Source organism: Parabacteroides sp. PF5-6 (genome assembly GCF_029504695.1).
Classification (GTDB): Bacteria; Bacteroidota; Bacteroidia; order Bacteroidales; family Tannerellaceae; genus QVMG01.
Window position 1 is genome coordinate 62,824 of the sequence record NZ_JAQFIN010000016.1, and the last position, 19,570, is coordinate 82,393.

Genomic DNA, 19,570 nt, shown 5'->3' on the forward strand with positions numbered 1-19,570 from the left:
TTATATTTATCCGAAATGAGGCGGACGCAGGCTCTGCCGACGCTCGACAATCTCTTTGATCAGGGCCACCGTCTCATCGATCCCCAGGACAGAGACATCCAACGAATAATGGTAGGCACAAGCCGCTCCCCAGGTCTTGTTTGTATAATAATTGTAGTAGGCGGCACGCGACTTATCGGTCTTCACCATTAGTTCCTTGGCCTGTTCCTCATTGATCTCCTGGTTGCGGTATTCCATAATCCGCTGAATGCGGTTCTCTTTCGTGTTATGTATAAAGAAACTCAACAGCCCCGGATGCTCCCGAAGGATATAATCGGCACAACGCCCAACCAGGATAAACGATTCGTTCTCCGCCAATTTACGGATCGCATCGCTTTGCAACTGAAACAAGCCGTCGTTCGACAGGAAATCCGTATACGGCATATACATCCCCATATACGAATAGCCGGTCGTCAAGGCATACGACAAGCCACTTGCCGTCTGCTCGTCCGCCTTCTCAAAGACATCCTCACTCAAACCGCTCTCTTGGGCCGCCACACGCAGAATCTCTTTATCGTAATAACGAATGCCTAAAGCCTTAGCCAGCTTCTGCCCCACTTCCCGGCCTCCGCTGCCAAACTGACGCCCTATGGTGATAATCATGTTGTTCTTCATATGCATATCTAATCTTTGTATCTTCGGTCTTCTTTGAAGAAGTCAAAGATAAAGATAAAATACGAAAAAGGCAGAAAGCATAGCACAATAAACAATAATTTATTATCTTTGTTCCAAATCAAAATCGAACAACTATGATTAATGAATTGGACAAAGAAAAACTAAGAGCTTATATAGAGCACGAGAAAAGAAATCTTTTGTTTTATGCTTCGTTTTATGATCACCTTACAGAGGGATTATCTAAAGCAGGAGTTGAGAAACGAATAGATTTTCATTTAGATAGATTAAGCGATATGCTAAAGAAACTGAAAGACAACAACTAAAGAGAATTACAATGAATACAAGAATAGAAATAGAACAGTTAAAAGAAGCCTTTGTCGCACTTGAGACAGATCAGGAAAGGGCTGAGTTCATGAAGCAGATGAAACTGAGTTTCGATAACAAAACAGATTCAGAACAAGGAATGTTTATCATCGCGTTCGAGCAAAGTGCGAAAGAAGCGTGCGAAAGAGCTGATACCGTCATTCAAGATATAGAAATCAAGATAAAGCTATCTGGAATTCTCGATATCATATCCATGTCTTACATTGCAAAGAAGTATTTTAACAAGACAAAATCCTGGTTTTCTCAGCGTCTGAATGGACATTTAGTCAATGGTGTTCCTGCTTCGTTTTCAGCTGAAGAACTCAAGATTTTATCTTTTGCACTTGAGGATATCAGTCAACAACTAAGTAAAACAGCTCGCTCCATAGCCTGACTCTACTTTAGAAAGGGGTGGTTACCTGCTTAAACCTCTTGAATTGCCGCATCAATACAAACCAGGTGAGGACCGAGGCGGAGACATCGGCAAAAGGGATACTGATCCATACGCCCAGCGTGCCCCAGAAATACGGCAATACGATAAGGAAAGGCACCAGAAAGATCAACTGACGGGTCAGCGACAGGAAGATTGACTTCTTGGGCATACCGATGGAAAGGAAGAAGTTGGTGGCTACCATCTGGAACCCGACAACGGGGAACAGCATAAAAACAACACGCAAACCTTTCACCGCGATAGCAATCAATTCCGGGTCGGTCGTAAAGATCTTCACCAGCGTGGTCGGGAAGAACTGCGCCAAGAGGAAGCCGACGGTAGAGATCGCGATGCCGATCCGCAGGGTCAGTTTGGTCACATCCATCACGCGGGGATACAAACGCGCACCGTAGTTATAGCCCGCAATGGGTTGCATGCCCTGGTTCAATCCCATGATCACCATCACAAACAAAGACGCCAGGCGGTTCACGATCCCATACGCCCCAATCGCCAAGTCACCTCCATGTTCCTTCAGTCCCCGATTGATCAGGATCACCACCAGGCTACCACATAGATTCATCAGGAAAGGCGAAAGACCGATGGCAAAGATGCCTTTGACCAGTTCGGAACGCAAGCGGTAAATGCCGCGCTGGAAACGGATCAATTGATCTTTCTTGGCAAAATGCAGGAGTTGATAGACCAGAGAAATCAACTGAGAGATGACCGTCGCCCAGGCCGAACCGGCAATGCCCCACTCGAAGCCAAAGATAAAGATCGGATTGAGGATGCAGTTGATGATCACCGAGGCCAGGGTGGCATACATCGACATACGGGGAAAGCCCGCCGAACGCAGGACCGCGTTCAAGCCCAGATACATATGCGTCACCACATTCCCCATCAGGATTATCTCCATATACTCGCGGGCATAACCGATCGTCTGCTCGCTGGCGCCAAAGAAATAGAGCACCGGATCGAGCACAATCAGGCAGACCACGGTAAAGAGAATACCTATAATCGCATTCAACACCAACACATTGCCTAATACCCGGTTCGCTCCCTCGTAATCCTTTTGTCCCAGTTTGAGCGACAGCAAAGTTGCCGCACCGGCTCCAACCAGCGAACCAAACGCAGCCGCCATATTCATGATCGGAAAAGTCAACGCCAAGCCCGAGATAGCCAAAGCCCCTACCCCATGACCGATAAAAATACTATCGGCAATGTTGTACAACGAGGCAGCCGTCATCGCCACAATCGCCGGAATAGCATATTGCGTCAATAACTTCCCTGTCTTCTCAGTTCCTAATAAAATCGGTGAATTCTTTTGTGCCATATCAAAAACATTTCAGGCTGGTAACGGTCCAGGCTAAGCGCATGCAAAGATACGAATTATGTTTGTTTTTGTAGGGAAAAGAGGTATCTTTGTTGTGAAAACATAATCAATACGACTATGACTGCGATAGAGTTAGAAGATGAAAAAGAGGACTTTTATTACTCGCCCGAGGCCTTGCGTGAAGCTGTATTAGAATCGGAAGAGGATATTCGATCCGGAAGAATCCATACCCTTGAGGAGATAAGAGCCTTACACCCACGCTTATGAAACTCCATTTTACCGCCAAAGCCTGGTTGCTGTTTTCGATTGTCGTCAGTCGCCAAGTAAACTAATCAAGTTAATCAGAAAAATAAAAAGATAAAAACAAAATGGCAGAAGAACTACAAATCAAAGGGAGTACTAAAAAAGAGAAGTACGAGGAATTACTGCCTCAGATCGAGGCATTGATTGGAGGCGAGAAGGATGTGATCGCCAATATGGCCAATGTGGCGGCGGCATTGAAGCAGACATTCGGTTTCTTCTGGGTCGGCTTTTACCGGGTGATCGACGACGAGTTGGTCTTAGCCCCTTTCCAGGGCCCGATTGCCTGTACCCGGATCCGCAAAGGCAGAGGGGTCTGCGGCAGTGTCTGGCAGGAAGCCCGCACACTGATCGTGCCCGATGTCGAACAATTCCCCGGACATATCGCCTGCAACTCCGCCTCCCGTTCGGAGATTGTCGTGCCTTTGATCCATAACGGCGAAGTCTCCGCCGTATTGGATATCGACAGCGACACACTCGACAGCTTCGACGAAACAGACCGGCATTACCTTGAGTTGATTTGCAAACAACTATAAATCCAGATTATATTTTTCTGCCCATTCCTTCTTTTGCCGTTGAACAGTATCATGAATATCCTGAAACAACAAATGATGTGCCTCTTCGCTTTTTTCTTTCGCCACTTTTGCCACTTTTTGCATTATTGCAGTAAGTTGTTCATCCGTCGGCTCCTCCAAGCTTGTCAAACGATAGGATTTTAATTCTTTTGCAGTCATAACCATCTCCCTTTAGTTAAGACAAAGATAGGCATTTATACCATTCCTGATTCCATCAACCCAGTAATAACAAAAAACTTGCCGGATAACTTCGCAGTTACCCGGCAAGCGGAGTTTTTTTCAATCTTTCAGATCTTTTTTATTCCTAACTATCTTATAGTTTCTAACAATCTTGAATTAGTTGGAAGTCGGGTTCTGGGTTAACGTACCGGCATACGAGTTGATCGCGTTCTGCGGGATATAATAAACCACGCGATAGTCGGTCGGTTTTACTTCTTCCATCGCATTGTGCGGACCCGGATAAGCACGTGTCAGTGAACGGCCATTACGGTATACGTCGTAGCTGCGTTCAGCCTGATACGCCAACTCCAAGGTACGTTCTTTCTCTATACGTGTTTCGGCGTTGGTAGCATCCAATGAAGCATAGCCTTCACCCGGAAGTGAACGTTCGCGAACAATATTCAACGCTTCGCGTGCTGTACCATAATCGCCTGCTTTCGCTGCACCTTCGGCTTTGTTCAGGTACATTTCAGCCAAACGGGTGATGATCGGTGAATGCAACTGAGACTCTTCGCCTTCACGCGCGCATTTCACAATATAGAACATCGGGTTTGCCCGGTTCAAACGGATATACTGATCCAGGTAACCGGTATACGTCTTACCATCTTTATAGTTGATGGAGTAAATACCTTGTTCCGCATCGATTGCAGTCAACGTATAAACGGTAGGATCTTCCCCTTCCGTACAAGTCACCGTATTTCCATTTTGTTTCGTATCCGCTTGTACATAGACATAACCGGTCTGCACTCCGGCATCATTCTTCACGTCTTTGATGAAACGGAATACCGGTTTCTCGTCCGCTTGGAATGCCGGTTCAATAAAGGCAGCACGCGCGTCAACGATCTTACCCTTATACCAGTCGTTACGTCCGGTCTCATCCAAGAGGTTGATATACTTTTCACTGGCATACATTTCACCCCAACCCATACCACCGATCGTGGAATACATTCCGGGGAAAGTATAATAATGGTCGTAACCGGAGAATTCGGAAGCCACACGTTTCACGGCAAAGATCGTTTCTTTGTTCTGCTCCGGAGTCATCGTATTGTACTTCATAAAGTCTTCCCGTGAAAGCATATTGTATTTACCGGAGTTGATTACCTTATCCGCATACTCAACCGACAGGCGCGCATATTCTGTATTGGGATTATCCCAAGTACCACTCATATACAGGTACACGCGTGACAACAAAGCGTAAGCCGCTTCTCTTGAAGCATAGATCGAACCATTATTGATGGTCATCATCTCCGCTCCCTTCTTCAGGTCGCTGATCGCCTGCTCATACGTTTCTTTTACGGTTGAGCGGTCGGGCAATTCCATATTTAAGACATCATCCGGTGTGCCGTTTACGATGGGTACCCCCAGATTGGTTTCCGGATTCTGATAATACGGACGTCCATAGGCACGACAGAGGTAGAAATACATCATACCGCGCATAAAGTAACATTCACCCAGTTTGTTATCCACTTCCGCGTTTTGTCCTTCGTCGATCATCTTGATGATATTCGAAGTCTGCGCGATCGCTTTATAACTATTATCCCAGAAGCCCTGCAAACGGTAGTTATTGGGCGTACGGGAATACGAGATAAACTCATAGAACGCATCGGTAGAAGATCCACGGATGGTAATATTATCTCCGGCATACTCACCGCAACGGTGCATTACATCCGACCAGCTTTTCATTTGGGCATACGAACCGTCCAACAATGCTTCCAAAGAACCATCCGGGTCGGAAACAATGCTTTCGGCGGCCAAGCTTGAATTCGGTAGTCTTTCTATATCACAGGCTGTAAAGGTACAGGCTGTTGCAATGGCAATTGCTAATATCTTTTTCATATCCTAATTCTTTCTTATAATGTGAAATTAATACCAAACATAAACTTACGAACGATCGGATAGTTTGATGCTCCGGTTACACCGGTTACTTTTCCTTCGTTAACAGGGATTTCAGGATCCGTACCGGAATAGCCTGTCAAGGTGAACAGGTTTTCAGCGGTGAATGACAAGCGCAGAGTCGGGATCTTGAACTGCGGCAATTGCAGGTTATAACCGATAGACAAACTACGCAGTTTCAGGTAGTCGCCATCTTCCAGGAAACGGGAAGAAACGTTATTGGCTTGCGATTTATTTTCATAAACAGCTACCGGGTGCGTTGCGTTATCACCGGGTTTCTGCCAGCGGCTCCAGCTATCCAACAGTTTCATTTGGTTACGGTCGGTATAGGTACCATCCGAATCATATTCCGTACGAGAATAGTTGTAGATCTTACCGCCTACAGAGAAACCGAAGACAGCATTCAAATCGAATTGCTTCCATTGCAGGTTGGTTGAGAAACCACCATAGAAATCAGGCGTATATTCACCACAGATTACTTCGTCGGCTTCCGAATACTTTTCAGTCAGGACACGGTTTCCGTTCTCATCGGTCTTATACCATTGCGGTGCGCCGTTTTCCGGATTTACCCCTGCCCATTCGCGAGAGTAGTATGTATCACTGCTATAACCCGGTTTCAACAGACGGCTGATCGAGCCGGCAGGACCACCGAAGTTCTGATTAACAATCTCGTCAACGCCTTCATAAAGTTTCTTCACCTCATTGGTGTTCTTACCCAGGTTCACGTCAATCGACCAGAACCAGTCTTTCGTTTGAACGATATCCGCTCCTAAGGTCAATTCAAAACCACGGTTTTCAATCTCACCGATATTCTGCCAGATAGAAGTTACCCCCGTCAAACCGGAGATAGGCACGTTGAACAATACATTGTCGGTAAACTTATTGTAATAGTCGGCTGTTACGCGGAAGCGTTCCATAAAGCTGAAGTCTACCCCCACACCAAAGGTGGCTGTTTCTTCCCACGTCAGGTCTTTATTACCAATCTGTGAGATCAGCGTACCTGCGTTTTCTTTGTAGCTGGCACTTACCGAGTAGAGGTCGTATTGCGGATACAAAGAGCTCGGGCGGTTACCGGTCGTACCATAATTGACACGCAGTTTCAACTGATCGATCCAGGTAGCGTTCTGCAAGAACTCTTCCCGATGGATATTCCAACCGGCACTGACAGAGAAGAAATTACCATACTTGGCATTGTCTCCGAAGTTAGACGCTCCGTCGCGACGAATAGAGAATTGAGCCATATATTTATTATCATACACGTAGTTCGCATTCAGGAAGTAAGACTGTGTTGCATATTCGTTGATATAACCGGCTGTCTTTTCCGGTACAGAAGTGACATCCAATACGGAGAAACCGGGAACAAAACCAGTACCGATTGTCTGCACTTTTTTGAATTTATAATCCGTAAACTCATAAGCCAGAATACCGTTCACGTTATGCTTACCAAAAGATTTATTGAAGCGCAATAACTGGTTGGTGTACCGACGAGTAGTCCATTCAGAAACTTCTTCCAAACGTCCGTTCACCCCACTACCCACATTGGAACGCGGGTCGGTCAGGTATTGGTAAGCATAGTTGCTCCAGTTGAAGTTGTTGACAGAAGAGAAAGTCAACCAATCGGTAATGCGAACATCAAAGTCCAGGTTTCCAAAGAAGGTATAGCGGTCGTATTCACCACCATTCCATTGCAGGTCGTACAGGAAGTTCGTTGAGTTACTGTTTACCCAGTTCGGATTATAATGCGAAGCAATGGTACCGTCTTCATTATAGGGGTTATCCCAAGGCAGGTTCACGTACATCGCAGTAGTCGAATATTCTTTACTTACCTGATGGCGTTTCGTTCCGGAGATAGTCGGCTTAATGGTCAACCATTCCAAGGGTTTGTATTCCGCACGGAAACGGGCACTGAACTGATCAAAGTCCAATCCTTTCACTGTTCCCTGCTCATCCAGGTAACCCACAGAGAAATAAGATTTCACCTTATCGCTACCGCCTGAAATAGAAACGTTATAATCTTGCACAAAACCACTGCGGGTAGCAAAATCCCACCAGTCGAAGTTTGAATTACGCAGGTTTTCGTTCCAACGCGGGAAAGTGATCGATTCCTGGTTATTGAATGATTTGAAATAGTCGTACAATTCCGCACCGTTCATCATTTCCAGGTTACCGTTATAGGCGTCGTTCACCCCTACCTTTGCACTAAAGTTTACCGCTACTTTATCTGTAGCTCTTTTGGTCGTAATGACCACTACGCCATTCGCTCCTTGCGAACCATAGATCGCTGTTGAAGCCGCGTCTTTAAGGATGGTCATCGTTTCGATATCCGTCGGGTTCACCGCGTAACCGGAGTTGTTACCGACAATCACACCATCGACTACCCAAAGCGGGTCAGTATTCCCGTTGATAGACGCTTTACCACGGATCAGGATATTTCCTTTGGATCCCGGACGGCCATCACCCGGTGCAACGAATACACCCGGAGCCTTACCCGACAACAGTCCTTCCACGTTGGCAGAGGTCTGGGTCAACAGCTTCTCATTCTTCAGTGTATTCAATGATCCCGTTAAACTTTCCCGGCGTTGCGTGCTATACCCTACCACCACTACCTCTTCCAGCGCTTGCGTATCTTCGCGCAGGCGGATGGTCATGTTGGCCGTAGCCACGACTTCGAGGTTGACATAACCGATATAAGAGACCACCAAAGTGGCGCCTGCCGGCACTTCGAGCGAGAAGTTTCCGTCGTAATCGGTGCTCGTACCGGTAGTGGTGCCTTTCACCATTACGTTGGCACCGATAACCGCTTCACCGGTGGTCTGGTCGACCACCACACCCGTGATGCGCTGTGTCTGCTGAGCGACCGGAGCGGTAGCTGCCTGACGCGGGCTATTGCTCTTGTAAACCACAATACGGCCGTCGCTTACGGTGAATGTTGCTTGTTGATTTTTTAAGGCGTAATTCAGAATTTCTTCCACCGAGCGATCGCTCATATCTATCGAGATACGTTCGTTCAGATCGATGTCGTTGTTCCGGATAAGGAAGGTGTAGTCGAACTTTTCTTCAATCAGATCAAAGAGTTCCTTGAGCGTTGTGCTTTCATTTTGCACAGTCATAATGTGTGTCTGTAGTTCAGATGCCGAGACTTTCGCTGTAGTCATCAGCATACCGCCAAACAGACATGCGGCAACAATCCATTTGCCGGCCTTCTTTAGGTAGTTCATTTCTTTGAATTTTAGATTTAACGAATAATAATTTGATAACTGTTTAAATAATGTTTATCCCCGGTCGGGGACGTTTGGCATTTGTTTAGTTTTTCGTCATAGTGTCACTCTTTTAATTAGTATTTAAATGTTACTGTTTTATTTGTCCCGAATAATCACTTCATCTTTGCGCGTGGTCCAGGTGTAGCGTCGTTCCACATCGACTTCGCGCAGGATCTGATCCAGAGAATAGTTGGAGGAGAAACTCCCCGAGAAAATATCATCCCGTAAACGCTCGCTTTCGATACGGATCTGCACGTTGAACTTCCGTTCCAGGTCTTTGGCGATTTGGGTAAACGGCTGATTGTCGAATGTCAGCTCTCCGATGGTCCAGGCCACCACATCGCGCTTGCGAAAAGCACCGATCTCGACACTGTTCGACTCTTTATCGAACGTAAGCATCCGGTCGGGCGTCAGCATAAAGTCCATCGCTTCTTTTTCCTGCTGATTCACCTTCACATTGACCGATCCGGAGACCAGGGCGATTTTCACCTGTTCGTCGTTGGCATAAGATTTCACATTGAAGCGGGTACCCAATACTTTAATATCCAGGTTGTTCGACTTGACCACAAAAGGGTGTTCCTTATCCGGTGCCACATCGAAATAGGCTTCGCCTTCGAGCTGTACTTCGCGTATGCCGCGGGCATAGTTGTAGGTATAGGTCAGGCAGGATCCGGCATTCAGCCAGGCACGCGAGCCGTCGGGCAACTGCACTTTGGAGGTTGCTCCCAGGGGCGTAGCCACTTCCGAACAGACCTGCTGCGCAGCCATAAACGCCGTGAGTTCTCCCCGGCTCTCGCCTTTGCCCAAGGCATAGGCGAATGCGCCTACCATCACCAGCGCTACGAACACCGCCGCCACGTTGCGAAAGAACGTAAAGTTGAACATCCGTGATTTACTTCCCGGATGATCCACCTGGTCTTGCTGACCAAAAAAACCATCGAGAGCCGCTCGTCTGTTCGCCATAAAGAGAGGGACATGGGCCGTCGCCCAGCCGTCGGACATCCTTGAAAAGATTGCCCGGTGAGCCGGATCAGCCTGAAGCCAACGGAGCAATTCCTCTTCCTGACTTGCCGTCAGCTCCTGCGCGAAATAACCCAGGATAAGGTCTTCTATGTATTTTTCATCGTATTTTTCCATATACAAATGTCATCGTCTTTATAATAAATACACCGAATGGGGCGGTAGTGTTTATAAAGAATTAAACTAATTTTCGTTTTTTATGCAAAAAAAGCAAGGAAGACTGTCGAAAAGGCCGGCAGCCTTTTGGAAAAGGCCGGCAGGGTTTTGAAAAAGGCCGGCAGGGTTTTAGAAAAGGCCGGCAGGGTTTTGGAAAAGGCCGGCAGCCTTTTGGATCGATCAGCGCTAATGGATCGGATCGTAAAAAAAGAGCAAAAGAAATAACGGATAGTAATCGCCCATCGTTTCTTTGATGCGGGCCAGGCCGAGTTTGACCTGCACGCGCACGGTACTGGTGGCGATCTGGTTTTCGCGGGCTATTTCTTCGTACGACATATTCTGGTAGAGATACTGCTCGAAGACCAATCGGCAGCGGGGCGGCAAGGTTTTGACGGCTTCATAGATCAAGGCTTCGAACTCTTTATTCTCCAAATAAGCCAACGGATGTTCATCGCGCCCGACTTCTTCTTCGCGAATGGCCAGGAGCTGCTCCTGCACGTCGGTGAGCGAGACTTCGGTGGTTTTCTGGCGGGTGAGGTGATTGATACACCGGTTTTTCACCGCACGGATCAGGTAAGGACCGACCGTAGCGGTTAGTTCCACCCGGTTTTTCCAGATATTAAGAAACACATCGTTGACAATCTCTTCGGCGGCATCCGGGCGGTAAACGTATTTGGTCGCTATGGCACAGAGGTAGACATAATACGCCGAGTAAAACTCGCCGAAAGCTTTCGCGTCTCCCTGGTTGATTTTGTTGATTATGTCCTCTTTGAGTATAATCATATTCCTATTACCCGTATATCCGTTTTGCAAACATACGCACTTTTTTTTATAAAACGAGAAAAGGCGGGCCTGAAACAGACCCGCCTTCTATCTGGATTGAAAAACAATTCGTTTATTGCTTCACCGGCACAGAGCTTACGACTTCGAATGCGCTCTTCTCTTCGTTGTACATAAAGGCTTGCATATAATTGCCGGTGCCCCGTCCGTTGTACACATAATAGACAATCTGATAGCTCAAGCCCGGATCCGGCGTAGAAACGATCTCCGGCAAGATCACCTTGATGATACCTTCAGCCATACGTTCGTCCATAATCTCCTGGATCTGGTCGTTAGACAAACCGTCGTACTGCCCGTTCACATTATAATAGTTCTTCCAGGTGTTGTACGCGTTATTGATATTGAAATACTTGCCGGAAGAACCGAAGTAGAACTCCTCGACATCGCTCTGGGTGCTCATATAAGCCGGTTTGTTCACCTTTACCCAGTCGACCAACTTGCCGTAATCGGCTTCGGCCAGCGTATATTTCATCGCACCACCCAACAGGCGGTTCAATGTCCAGTCCGTACCGTTGAATACCATCTCGGCGATCTTCGTGGTCACCTCAACGGTTGCCGCATACGGATCGTAAGCACTCCAACGGATGCCGTCGAATTGATAGAAACGGGAAGGAGAGGTAGTCGCGCTGTTCGCATAATACTTATAAGTCACCTGTGCTGTTGTATTCGCGGCGGCGTACACATATTTCTGACCGAGCATCACTGAGATATAATGATCGATATCCATATTGGCATCGAAATTATCGTAACGTCCCGGCTTACCTGATTCGGTTCCCATCGCGTCGTAATCTTCCGTCACCATCTCATACGTGAGATCGGCGGCGAAAGCATTCAGTTCGATCTTGTGCCAGCCGTTCGCTTGCAACTGATAGCTGTCGACTTTCGTACCTTCTTTATAAAACTCATACGAGATGCTCACGATCTTGCCTTGTGCAAGCGAAGCGTACTTCTTTCCGATGAAATCGATCAGGTAACCGTCGACATCCATCTTCGAATCGAAGTTATTGTACTTACCCGGTTGTCCACTCTCTTCTCCCATGGAGTCATAATCGTCGGTTGTCAGCGTATATGCCACATCGGCGGCAGAGAATCCCGGCGTGATATCACCGAACAATACGGAGATCTTCGCTTCCGAATTCTTATCGATATACTTGAACGTATCTTTCAGCATCTTATCGATCGCCGTGGTCATAGCCGCCCGATCGGTGAAGTAACCGTCGTCCGGATAGCTTCCGGCAAAAACACCTTCGTACTGTACGAGGTCAGTAATCTTAGCACTGTCGTAGCCGGGGAAATTATCTTCGTTATAATCACATCCGGCAAACACCAACAGCGCCAGAAGAAGCGTGAATATATTTATCTTTTTCATAATGTTACGTCTTTTGAGGGATTAAAAATTAATACGAATTCGCGCAGACATCTCACGTCCCAGAGCATAGAACACACGGTAAGCCGTCTGCCAGTCGTTGTCCGCCCCATTATAGGCACTCTCAATGTAGGTTTGATTGAATACATTGCTCATATTGAGATAGAACGTAGAAGGCAGTGTGCCGATCTTGAAGGAATAGCTGGCGAAAGCGTCAAAGCTGTTTCCTTTCGGGATACGCCAGGGCGAAGCAAATTCTTTCACGCCACCGGGCGAGAGGTCGTTCGTACTAAAGGTCCAGTCCGCGTAGTTGCGGGCAGACATATTCCAATCCATACCGAAGCGCAGGTCTTTCGTCGGTTTGAAGGTGGCCGAGATATTCAGCGTCGTCTGAGCCGATCCCCCTACTTTGATACCGTCGAGTTTGAAGTCTGTCTTCGCATGATCCGAAGCGCCTACGCCGGAAGCCACACCCCAGCTCTCAGTCAACGGCTGACCGCTTGAGTTATAGAAATAACCCGTCGGGTCGTTCGCCCATTGGTAATCACCAATGGTCAAGGCTGCCTGCATATCCAACCAATGGAACGGATGAGCCGTTACATCGAGCTCGATCCCCTGGTGAACAGCGTTCACACCGGTCATATTTACGGAATAACGGTCGGTCACGCCATCCAACGTGTAGTCGCCCGAACGCGCCATCGTCTTATCGTTCCAATGCGTACGGTACACATTCAGGTTGGCCGAAAGGAAAGAAGAACGGAAGCCATAACCCAACTCAAAGCTGAGGATCTTTTCGTTCACCGCGTCACTATTCTTTTCATGACTGGTAGTCGATTGCAGGAAAGCGCCTCCCGAGAAGTGCGGACGACGGCTGATATAACCAACATTAGCAAATACATTATGGTAGTCGTTCAAGTTGTAGTTGGCACCACCCTTGACTGAGAAACCAAACTTATTCACAGCATCCGATTTACGGTTGTCACCGCTATAGTAGAAACGGTCGTAACGCCATTGGCTGGTATAGTTACCGGTGGCCGAAACAAACGCGGTCAACTGTTCCGTGCTGTATTCCGCCTGTCCGAAAAGACCACCTTCGAGGACGTGGCCGTCGTAGTCGCGATACACCACATCACCCACAGAAAGTTTCTTGTTCTTGAAAGCATCGGTGCCCGCGCCGGAATAGTTTGCCGATTTCACGTTGGCCCGGTTACGGTCGATATAATATTCCCCGTTATACAGGTCGATGATCTCGTTTGTATGCGTACCGATGTAGTAACGTCCGTCGAAACCGCCGGTGATATCGATATTCTCGGTCAATTTACGGGTATAGGTTGAAAGCAAACCGTACCACATGTGCTGGTTTTTAGAAACCGACATCACCATCTGTGATCCGTTCTTGCTGTTTTCGTTCAGGTCCTGGATCTGGTCGTAAGCAAACGTACCGTCCGGGTTACGGAAGTCCATATTCAACACACCATTGGTCGAGCCATACCATTTGCTGGAATAGGCAGAGGTACCCTGGCCGCTATAACCCCAACCGTCGCCGATCGACACATAGGCAGCCGTACTTAAAGAGGAGATATCGTCGATCTGCCACATATGGTTCAACGAGATCTGCGGTTTGTGGTATTTGTTCTTCGCTGAAGTCTTGCGTTCGCCGTTCTTGCCGAAGCCGTACGTAGCGTTGTATTTGTATTCGTCACCCGGCTCCATGTACTTTTTCACATCCTGCCAGCCTTCGATAGTCAAACCGTCGTAGCTACCGCGTTGGTTGTGCACCTGAGGTGCTCCGAAAGCGGTCAACGAAAGGTGATGCTTATCGTTGAAGCGTTTAGAGATATTCAGGAAGTAATTGTAGGCTTCGAACTCTGTTCCCTGAACATATCCGTTACCCCAGTCTTTACCTCCCATAAGGGTGAAAGCCCAACCTGTCGGGCTAAGACCGGTAGATACTTTGAAAAGCAGCTTATTACGCCCGTTGCTACCGATCAGGTAACTGGCAAAACCACCTTTCTTCACGTCGATCGTATTGGTTACAATATTAATAGATCCCCCGACCGAAGGCGAAGAGACCTTAGAAGCACCCAAACCGCGTTGTACCTGCATCGAGCGGGTCACATCCGACAGCCCGGCCCAGTTACTCCAGTAAAGACCACCCCATTCCATATCGTTCATCGGTACCCCGTTGACCATAACGGCCACGTTCTCCGACTTAAATCCGCGCAGATTCAGGTTCGAGTCGCCAAAACCTCCCCCTTGACGGATGACGTGCACCCCGGGAGTGACTTTCAATATCTCGGGGAACTCCTTCACACCCAGACGGGCATCAATAATTTCCGGACTTACCGTAGCCAATGCTACCGGTGTCTTCCGGTCGATCGCAATAGACGAGGTGATCGTCACGTCGGCCAACCCGATCGCATCGATCGCCAAGCCAATAGTGCCTAAATCGACTTGGGCCGATCCCGAAACCGCACGGGTTGCTTCTTTGTATCCCAAAGAGCGAAAAACCAATGTCGAACCCGGAGATACCTTGATTTCAAAGTTTCCGTCGATATCGGTCACAACACCTTGTGTTGTCCCACGCTGCATGACCGCTGCTCCAATCAACGGCTCATCGTTTTCAGCATCAACCACCTTTCCTTTCACAGTTGTTTGCGCACTGAGGGTGCCTGCACAACAGATTGTCATAAAAACCACTAAAAAGAAATGGATTACATGTTCCTTCATAACTGTGTGTACTTATCTTGTTAATATTTACGAAATTCCCTATGTTTTATTTTTGTTTAACAAATGACAAAGATAATACTCTATTTTAATTCACACATAAGGGTTGGTGTTAATTTGTAAATATTTAATCCTCAAACTTCAATTCCAACTGTATGGGGCCACCCCATTGGCCTCCGTCGTACATGTTGCTTACCGACAGGCCTAAGAGGCGGATTTTCTTCTGCGAAGTATCTACCTGACTGAGCATTTCTTTCGAGAGCGTAAGGAAATAATGAAATTTATCGATCTTTCCCGGCAGGGTTCGGCTACGGGTGATTATCTCGAAATCGACGTATTTCACCTTCAGGGTGACAGTCCGTCCGTAAAGGCCTTTTTCTTCGATCCGTTCCCATACGCGGCGGGCGATATGGTAGAGTTCGATCGTCAGCCGCATGGAAGTGCCCAGGTCTTCATCGAACGTATTCTCCGCCCCGATGGATTTGCGTATCCTCTCCGCCTCCACCGGACGGTGATCGATCGCGCGGGCGTTCTGGTAGAAAAAGCTTCCCGCCTTGCCGAAAAGACGGGTCAGTTCCGCTTCCGACCGGCGCTTCAGATCCGATCCGGTAAAGATCCCCACACTATGCATCTTCTCGGCCGTCACCTTGCCGACACCGAAAAAGCGCTCGACTTCGAGTTTCTCCACAAACGCCTCCGCCTGTTCCGGTGGGATCACAAAGAGCCCGTCGGGTTTGTCATAATCGGAAGCGATCTTAGCCAGAAACTTATTATAGGATACCCCGGCGGAAGCAGTCAGGCCGGTGACTTCCCGGATCCGTTTTTTGATCTCCCGGGCGATCAGCGTAGCCGAAGGCATATTTTTATGGTTGACGGTCACATCCAGAAACGCCTCATCGAGCGACAAGGGTTCGACCAAATCCGTATAGTCCTGAAAGATCTCATGAATCTGATGGGAAACTGCTTCGTAGACCTCAAAGCGAGGGCGGACAAAGATCAGCTGCGGACACTTACGCAACGCCGTCACCGACGCCATCGCCGAACGCACGCCATACCTGCGCGCCTCATAACTGGCAGCCGCCACCACCCCACGCGCTTCAGGCGAGCCCACCGCCAGCGGTTTGCCCCGATACGCCGGGAAATCCCGCTGCTCAATCGAAGCATAAAAAGCATCCATATCAATATGAATAATCTTCCGGTTCACCCAACTCAAGCCACCCGTATGCCCGATTGCTTTATCTCAGCAAGAAATCCGGAGACATCTTCATCGTCTTCCAGGAGCACCGGTTCTATACGGTCATCGATTTCTGTTCGTAACCGCCACAACAAAGGGCGAGTAGCAAAAAAATCGCCCGTAATTTCTTTAACAACAACAGCTACATCGATATCACTATTTTCCCGTCCGATTCCTTTGGCATAAGAACCGAAAAGATAAATACTTCCGTCAGGGAAATACTTTTTCACCAAACGGGCATAAGCACTTACTTTTTCTAAAGCTTCTCTTCGATCCATTGTTTCAGTTGTTTGGTTTCCTTCAAAATGATTCGGCATTTCTCATCTGAAAGGCTTTTTAGCAATTGTTCCTTATAAGAAGGATAACGAGCTTCTATATTGAGCGGTTCCAAAGTAAAAATAAGTCGTTTCTGTTCTTCTGAGAAGTGATCAAAGAAGCCGCCCTGACGTGCCAGATGCGACAGGTTATGTGTATAAGGAGCTGTCTGTTGACACAATTTACTATAGTAAGCCTTAAATATTTTCTCAATCACCTGATGGCACATAAAGCCGACATAGAGGTAACGCTTATTTTGAAGCATCACCTCGGCTGTCTCCATGTCATAATCAGACAAGTCTTTCCAGTAATTGATCTTCTTTTCCATACGACAACAAAGATAGTCTTTAATTCGTCATTTGCAACTTCTTCTGCTTCGCAGTCTTCACTAACGTCACCGCCACTGCCGCCAGCAGCAGGAAAACGCCGCCGGTCAAGAGGGCGTACATCGGATGGCCGTTGTAGATATGGCGTACGATCCAGCCGTGCACGATGCCGTTGGTGATCTGCGGAAGGGTGATAAAGAAATTGAAGATGCCCATATACGTACCCATCTTGGCAGCCGGCAGACTGTCGGACAAGATCGCGTAAGGCATCGCCAGGATACTCGCCCAGGCAATGCCCACCCCGATCATCGAGAGGATCATCCAGTTGGCATCGGTCAGGAAATAAAGCGACATCAGTCCCAATCCGCCCAAGGTGAGGCAGACCGAATGGGTGGCTTTGCGTCCGATGCGCTTGGCGATCGGGATCAATAAAAGGGCAAAGACCATCGCCACGAAATTGTAGACACTGAACAACTCCCCTACCTTATCGCCCGCCGCGGCATAACCTGCCGAATGGGGATCGGGCGAAGCGTACACATGCTCGGCCAAGGCCGGTGTGGTATATACCCACATGGAATACAAGGCAAACCAGGCAAAGAACTGGCAGATCCCCAACTGCCACATCACCCGAGGCATGTGCGCGATATCGTGTAGGATCTCCATCAAACCGTTGCGTTTCTTCTCCGGTGCCTGCGGTGGGTTGCCGCTAAACTCCGCCAGTTGACGGGGAGAGTATTCCTTTGTGGTTACAATCGTCCACATCACACAGAAAAACAAGACGCCGGCACCCACATAAAAGGCATACTTCACATTATCGGCCACCTCGCCCATGCCCGCCATATTCGAGAAGCCAAAGGCATTGTGCATGATCGAAGGCATCAATGAGCCGACCACCGCACCGATCCCGATCAGGAAGGTCTGCACCGAAAAGCCCACCGTATGTTGTTCGGCCGGCAGCATATCGCCCACCAGCGCGCGGAACGGTTCCATCGTGATATTGATCGAAGCATCCATGATCATCAGCATACCGGCGCCGATCAGTACCGGGGAAAGAATCGCATGCGCCGTCTCGGGCGAGATGAAAAGCCCGGCATTGGGCATCAGGATCAGGGCTATGGCCGTCAGGATGGCGCCGACCAGGAAGAAAGGGCGCCGACGTCCCAGCCGTCCCCACGTCCGGTCCGAATAATGGCCGACGATCGGCTGAATGATCATGCCCGTCAGCGGAGCCGCCAACCAGAACAACGACAGATGTTCCACATCCGCCCCGTAGATCTGCAGGATACGGCTCGAATTGGCATTCTGCAGGGCGAACCCAAACTGGATCCCCAGGAACCCGAAGGTCATATTCAGGATCTGCCAGAAACTCAAAAAAGGCTTAGTTTTCATGATATTCTTTACTTTAAGGAAAACAAATTTACATATTATTTCTACATTTGCCTGCCTATACGGGAAGATTCTACATCTTTCTCATGCAAACGTTTCAGTAAAATAATAATCTATCATGCAAAAACTATTTTATCTCTTTTTATTGCCCTTGTTCGTGGCTTGCCAGAGTGGGCCGGTCGAATTGAATGTGATGAGTTTCAATATCCGGATGGATAATCCGGGAGATAGTCTCGACAGTTGGCCGTATCGTAAGGACGTGGCGGCACAAATCATCCTGCAGAAAGATATCGATCTATTCGGGACGCAGGAAGTATTATCCCATCAATTGAAAGATATGAAAGACCGCTTGCCCGGATATGTCGCCCTGGGTGTGGGACGGGCCGACGGCAAAGAAGCGGGCGAGTACAGTGCGATCTTCTATAAGGCGGATCGTTTCGACGCGTTACGTTCGGGTACGTTCTGGTTGAGCGAGACACCCGAAGTGGCCGGATCCAAAGGGTGGGACGGCGCCTGCGAACGGGTAGCCACCTGGGCGGTCTTGAAAGAGAAAGCGTCAGGCAAACAACTCTTCTTCATCAATACCCACCTCGACCATGTCGGCAAGGTAGCCCGCCAGCAAGGCGTCACCTTATTGATGGAGAGAGCCAAAGAATACGGGGCGGGAATGCCGATTATCATCACCGGCGACTTCAATGCCAACCCCGAATCGACCGTGATCGCCCATGTGTTGGAGAGCGGTGACTTCCGCGACAGCTTTGTATTGGCACCCGAGAAGAAAGGCAACGAAGGTACGTTCCACGGCTTCGGACGCATCCCGGTCGAACGCCGCAACCGCATCGATTATATCTTCACTACCGCGCCGATCGAAGTGCGCACCTACGAAGCCATCCCCGACAAACTCGACGGCATCCATATCTCCGACCACGCCCCGATCATGACGCAGATCACGTTGCCGTAAGGGGTAGCAAGGGCTTCCGGCTGTTCCGGGAAAAGAGCCCTGTATTGATCGGCGTTTCGGGTGAAGGATAGGCGAAGAGCTGGCTCCTTCACTGAAAAGGCCGCCGGAGTTTGCCAAAAGTGTCTTCTACTGAAAAAAGTTTACAGTTTGCAAAACTTAAAAAAGATGCGAACAGTAAAAGGAATGGATGACTCTCTTCGCTTACAAATCATCGA

Annotated in this window: 17 protein-coding genes; 4 read left to right on the forward strand and 13 right to left on the reverse strand. The window is 48.4% G+C overall.

Annotation, left to right across the window (positions count from 1 at the left end):
* Window positions 1-6: 6 nt before the first annotated feature.
* Window positions 7-654 carry a cytidylate kinase-like family protein gene (locus M2133_RS14355; RefSeq protein ID WP_277466893.1) on the reverse strand — a complete coding sequence of 216 codons (648 nt, stop codon included), beginning with the start codon at window positions 652-654 and terminating at the stop codon, window positions 7-9.
* A 134-nt stretch (window positions 655-788) separates the two neighbouring features.
* Between M2133_RS14355 and M2133_RS14360 the strand changes: the two genes are divergently transcribed.
* Window positions 789-977, forward strand: coding sequence for a hypothetical protein (locus M2133_RS14360; protein WP_277466876.1), 189 nt, complete (start codon window positions 789-791; stop codon window positions 975-977).
* An 11-nt stretch (window positions 978-988) separates the two neighbouring features.
* Entirely contained in the window at window positions 989-1,411 is a 423-nt protein-coding gene (locus tag M2133_RS14365; protein ID WP_277466877.1) for a DUF5053 domain-containing protein, read from the forward strand.
* A gap of 7 nt (window positions 1,412-1,418) precedes the next feature.
* On the opposite strand, the gene M2133_RS14370 is transcribed toward M2133_RS14365, so the two are convergent.
* Complete coding sequence (locus M2133_RS14370) at window positions 1,419-2,777, reverse strand: MATE family efflux transporter (protein ID WP_277466878.1); 1,359 nt, start codon at window positions 2,775-2,777, stop codon at window positions 1,419-1,421.
* Between the two features lie 368 nt (window positions 2,778-3,145).
* Between M2133_RS14370 and M2133_RS14375 the strand changes: the two genes are divergently transcribed.
* Window positions 3,146-3,613 (forward strand): GAF domain-containing protein, encoded by a 468-nt coding sequence (locus tag M2133_RS14375; RefSeq protein WP_277466879.1) that lies wholly within the window; start codon window positions 3,146-3,148, stop codon window positions 3,611-3,613.
* Here the strand turns inward: M2133_RS14375 and M2133_RS14380 are convergent.
* The 11 genes from M2133_RS14380 to M2133_RS14430 form a co-directional block, all read right to left on the reverse strand.
* Window positions 3,608-3,811 carry a hypothetical protein gene (locus M2133_RS14380; RefSeq protein ID WP_277466880.1) on the reverse strand — a complete coding sequence of 68 codons (204 nt, stop codon included), beginning with the start codon at window positions 3,809-3,811 and terminating at the stop codon, window positions 3,608-3,610. The two genes, M2133_RS14375 and M2133_RS14380, sit on opposite strands and share 6 nt — an antisense overlap.
* A gap of 177 nt (window positions 3,812-3,988) precedes the next feature.
* The gene (locus M2133_RS14385) at window positions 3,989-5,707 is read right to left on the reverse strand and encodes a RagB/SusD family nutrient uptake outer membrane protein (protein WP_277466881.1); all 1,719 of its coding nucleotides are present in this window, start codon (window positions 5,705-5,707) and stop codon (window positions 3,989-3,991) included.
* A 14-nt stretch (window positions 5,708-5,721) separates the two neighbouring features.
* Entirely contained in the window at window positions 5,722-8,982 is a 3,261-nt protein-coding gene (locus tag M2133_RS14390) for a TonB-dependent receptor (RefSeq protein WP_277466882.1), read from the reverse strand.
* A 138-nt stretch (window positions 8,983-9,120) separates the two neighbouring features.
* Window positions 9,121-10,161, reverse strand: coding sequence for a FecR domain-containing protein (locus tag M2133_RS14395; RefSeq protein WP_277466883.1), 1,041 nt, complete (start codon window positions 10,159-10,161; stop codon window positions 9,121-9,123).
* 225 nt (window positions 10,162-10,386) lie between these two features.
* Complete coding sequence (locus M2133_RS14400; protein WP_277466884.1) at window positions 10,387-10,983, reverse strand: RNA polymerase sigma-70 factor; 597 nt, start codon at window positions 10,981-10,983, stop codon at window positions 10,387-10,389.
* A 112-nt stretch (window positions 10,984-11,095) separates the two neighbouring features.
* Entirely contained in the window at window positions 11,096-12,409 is a 1,314-nt protein-coding gene (locus tag M2133_RS14405) for a hypothetical protein (RefSeq protein WP_277466885.1), read from the reverse strand.
* A gap of 21 nt (window positions 12,410-12,430) precedes the next feature.
* Complete coding sequence (locus M2133_RS14410; RefSeq protein ID WP_277466886.1) at window positions 12,431-15,136, reverse strand: TonB-dependent receptor; 2,706 nt, start codon at window positions 15,134-15,136, stop codon at window positions 12,431-12,433.
* A gap of 124 nt (window positions 15,137-15,260) precedes the next feature.
* Window positions 15,261-16,337 (reverse strand): DNA polymerase IV, encoded by a 1,077-nt coding sequence (dinB, locus tag M2133_RS14415; protein WP_277466887.1) that lies wholly within the window; start codon window positions 16,335-16,337, stop codon window positions 15,261-15,263.
* A 5-nt stretch (window positions 16,338-16,342) separates the two neighbouring features.
* On the reverse strand, window positions 16,343-16,645 hold the full coding sequence (locus M2133_RS14420) for a nucleotidyltransferase domain-containing protein (protein ID WP_277466888.1): 303 nt from the start codon (window positions 16,643-16,645) through the stop codon (window positions 16,343-16,345).
* The gene (locus M2133_RS14425; RefSeq protein ID WP_277466889.1) at window positions 16,624-17,010 is read right to left on the reverse strand and encodes a HEPN domain-containing protein; all 387 of its coding nucleotides are present in this window, start codon (window positions 17,008-17,010) and stop codon (window positions 16,624-16,626) included. Before M2133_RS14425 ends, M2133_RS14420 begins: the two co-directional genes overlap by 22 nt.
* 19 nt (window positions 17,011-17,029) lie before the next feature.
* Window positions 17,030-18,397 (reverse strand): MFS transporter, encoded by a 1,368-nt coding sequence (locus M2133_RS14430; RefSeq protein ID WP_277466890.1) that lies wholly within the window; start codon window positions 18,395-18,397, stop codon window positions 17,030-17,032.
* Window positions 18,398-18,512: 115 nt separating this feature from the next.
* Here M2133_RS14430 and M2133_RS14435 point away from each other — a divergent pair, with 115 nt between their 5' ends.
* Window positions 18,513-19,355, forward strand: coding sequence for an endonuclease/exonuclease/phosphatase family protein (locus M2133_RS14435; RefSeq protein ID WP_277466891.1), 843 nt, complete (start codon window positions 18,513-18,515; stop codon window positions 19,353-19,355).
* Window positions 19,356-19,570 lie beyond the last annotated feature (215 nt).

Coding starts and splice junctions, on each gene's coding strand:
- M2133_RS14355 (WP_277466893.1), bottom strand. CDS start 654: ATGAAGAACAACATGATTATCACCATAGGGCGTCAGTTTGGCAGCGGA.
- M2133_RS14360 (WP_277466876.1), top strand. CDS start 789: ATGATTAATGAATTGGACAAAGAAAAACTAAGAGCTTATATAGAGCAC.
- M2133_RS14365 (WP_277466877.1), top strand. CDS start 989: ATGAATACAAGAATAGAAATAGAACAGTTAAAAGAAGCCTTTGTCGCA.
- M2133_RS14370 (WP_277466878.1), bottom strand. CDS start 2,777: ATGGCACAAAAGAATTCACCGATTTTATTAGGAACTGAGAAGACAGGG.
- M2133_RS14375 (WP_277466879.1), top strand. CDS start 3,146: ATGGCAGAAGAACTACAAATCAAAGGGAGTACTAAAAAAGAGAAGTAC.
- M2133_RS14380 (WP_277466880.1), bottom strand. CDS start 3,811: ATGACTGCAAAAGAATTAAAATCCTATCGTTTGACAAGCTTGGAGGAG.
- M2133_RS14385 (WP_277466881.1), bottom strand. CDS start 5,707: ATGAAAAAGATATTAGCAATTGCCATTGCAACAGCCTGTACCTTTACA.
- M2133_RS14390 (WP_277466882.1), bottom strand. CDS start 8,982: ATGAACTACCTAAAGAAGGCCGGCAAATGGATTGTTGCCGCATGTCTG.
- M2133_RS14395 (WP_277466883.1), bottom strand. CDS start 10,161: ATGGAAAAATACGATGAAAAATACATAGAAGACCTTATCCTGGGTTAT.
- M2133_RS14400 (WP_277466884.1), bottom strand. CDS start 10,983: ATGATTATACTCAAAGAGGACATAATCAACAAAATCAACCAGGGAGAC.
- M2133_RS14405 (WP_277466885.1), bottom strand. CDS start 12,409: ATGAAAAAGATAAATATATTCACGCTTCTTCTGGCGCTGTTGGTGTTT.
- M2133_RS14410 (WP_277466886.1), bottom strand. CDS start 15,136: ATGAAGGAACATGTAATCCATTTCTTTTTAGTGGTTTTTATGACAATC.
- M2133_RS14420 (WP_277466888.1), bottom strand. CDS start 16,645: ATGGATCGAAGAGAAGCTTTAGAAAAAGTAAGTGCTTATGCCCGTTTG.
- M2133_RS14425 (WP_277466889.1), bottom strand. CDS start 17,010: ATGGAAAAGAAGATCAATTACTGGAAAGACTTGTCTGATTATGACATG.
- M2133_RS14430 (WP_277466890.1), bottom strand. CDS start 18,397: ATGAAAACTAAGCCTTTTTTGAGTTTCTGGCAGATCCTGAATATGACC.
- M2133_RS14435 (WP_277466891.1), top strand. CDS start 18,513: ATGCAAAAACTATTTTATCTCTTTTTATTGCCCTTGTTCGTGGCTTGC.